Origin of the sequence: Alcanivorax xiamenensis (assembly GCF_009846745.1) — a bacterium.
GTDB lineage: Bacteria > Pseudomonadota > Gammaproteobacteria > Pseudomonadales > Alcanivoracaceae > Alloalcanivorax > Alloalcanivorax xiamenensis.
Genome location: NZ_AQPF01000106.1, coordinates 1 through 1,832 on the forward strand (window position 1 = coordinate 1; position 1,832 = coordinate 1,832).

The 1,832-nt window shown below is 62.3% G+C and carries 2 protein-coding genes; both read right to left on the bottom strand.

What is annotated here, in order from left to right; all coding sequences use genetic code 11:
* Positions 1 to 30 precede the first annotated feature (30 nt).
* Positions 31 to 897 (bottom strand): tRNA 2-thiocytidine(32) synthetase TtcA, encoded by an 867-nt coding sequence (gene ttcA, locus A6D6_RS21575; RefSeq protein WP_159661848.1) that lies wholly within the window; start codon positions 895 to 897, stop codon positions 31 to 33.
* A 42-nt stretch (positions 898 to 939) separates the two neighbouring features.
* Positions 940 to 1,737, bottom strand: a complete 798-nt coding sequence (locus A6D6_RS21580) for an SDR family oxidoreductase (protein WP_159661849.1) — start codon at positions 1,735 to 1,737, stop codon at positions 940 to 942.
* Positions 1,738 to 1,832: the final 95 nt, after the last annotated feature.

Consider the following 1,832-nt stretch of genomic DNA (forward strand, 5'->3'; position numbering starts at 1 on the left):
CTGGCGTCTGGCGTCTGGCGTCTGGCGCTTTCAACCGCCGAACAAGTTGACCACATCCAGACGATGGGCGTGCTGCCCCGCTCGCTGCACGCCGTCTTCCAGGTGTTCAAAGTCAAACAGGCGGGTGTCCGCCAGTTGGGAGGGAGCGATATTCTGAATCGCGGAAAAGATGCTCTCGACACGGCCAGGATGCTCACGATCCCAGCTGTTGAGCATTTCCTTGATGGTCTGACGCTGCAGATTCTCCTGGGAACCGCACAGGTTGCAGGGGATGATGGGAAAATCCTTGTAGCGGGCGAAGCGCACGATGTCCTTTTCCCGGCAGTAGGCCAGCGGGCGGATCACCACGTTCTTGTTGTCGTCGCTGCGCAACTTCGGCGGCATGGCTTTCATCTTGCCGCCGAAGAACATGTTCAGGAACAGGGTCTCGACGATGTCGTCACGGTGGTGACCCAGGGCGATCTTGTTCGCGCCGATCTCCTCGGCGAAGCCGTACAGGCTGCCCCGTCGCAGCCGTGAACAGAGCCCACAGGTGGTTTTCCCTGCCGGCACCTTCTCCTTGACGATGGAATAAGTGTCCTTCTCCAGGATGTGATAAGACACCCCTTCCTTCTCCAGGTAATCCGGCAGTACATGCTCCGGGAAACCCGGTTGTTTCTGATCCAGATTCACCGCCACCAGTTCAAAATCCACCGGCGCGGAAAGCTGCAGATTGCGCAGAATCTCCAGCATGGTGTAGGAATCCTTGCCACCGGACAGACACACCATCACCTTGTCGCCGTCGGCGATCATGTTGTAATCGGCGATGGCCTTACCCACTTCCCGCCGCAGTTTCTTCTGCAGCTTGTTGAAGTGGGTGCGATGCTTGGCATCGAGACTGTCGGTGACGCTTGCCATGGCAACCTCTGAACGGGCTCTGCGGGTTGGTGAGTTAAGGGGTCAGGTGACCTTGATCTTGCGGATCAGGCGGCGGTACAACGGCGGACACCATCGTTTCAGATACACGCCCATGCGCTCGCGGCCGGCGATGATAACCTGATCGCGGCCACGCTGCACGGCCTCCACCACCCGCCGGGCGCACTCCTCGGCGGCCAGGCCCTGCTCCTGGGCCTCGTCCATGGTGCCCTGGGCGGAACCGTCGCCCACCAGCGCGTTCACCGATACCTGGGTACGGATAAACCCCGGCATCACCAGGGTAACGCGAATGCCCTCATCGTATTCTTCCGCCCGCAGCGCCTCGAAGAACCCGTGCAGGGCGTGTTTGCTGGCGCTGTAGGCGGAACGCAGCGGGGTCGGCAGTTCCCCCACCAGCGAGGTTACCACCACGAAACGGCCAGCTTTGGCCGCCCGGAACACCGGCAGCACCGCCTTGGTCAGCGCCACCGCGCCGAAGTAATTCACCGCCATGATGCGCCAGTCCACCTCCACACTGGTCTCGCGCACCAGCGACCGTTGGGAAACGCCGCCGTTGTGCACCACCTGATCCAGCCGCCCGAAGCGGGCCATGACCTGCTCCGCCGCCGCCGGCATGGCGTCAAGGTCGCTCAAATCCAGGGGCAGCACCAGATGTTGATCGGCGTTCACCAGGGTGTTCCGCACCCGCTCCAGTTCCTCCCGGCGCCGGGCCGATAACACCAGACGAGCGCCGTAGCGGGCGTATTCCGCCGCCAGCGCCTCGCCGATACCGGAGGACGCGCCGGTAATCCAGATCACCTGATCCGCCAGGGAAGATGCCATGACTTGCTCCTTTTGTGTTGGACGCCGGACGCCGGACGCCGGACGCCGGTAATGCGAAACCAGGCCCAACGCCCTGGCAAGCACTAACAACGCTT

What these genes read in the sequence shown, in the direction of transcription:
- A6D6_RS21580 (WP_159661849.1), bottom strand. Translation starts at nt 1,737, where the DNA reads ATGGCATCTTCCCTGGCGGATCAGGTGATCTGGATTACCGGCGCGTCC.
- ttcA (WP_159661848.1), bottom strand. Translation starts at nt 897, where the DNA reads ATGGCAAGCGTCACCGACAGTCTCGATGCCAAGCATCGCACCCACTTC.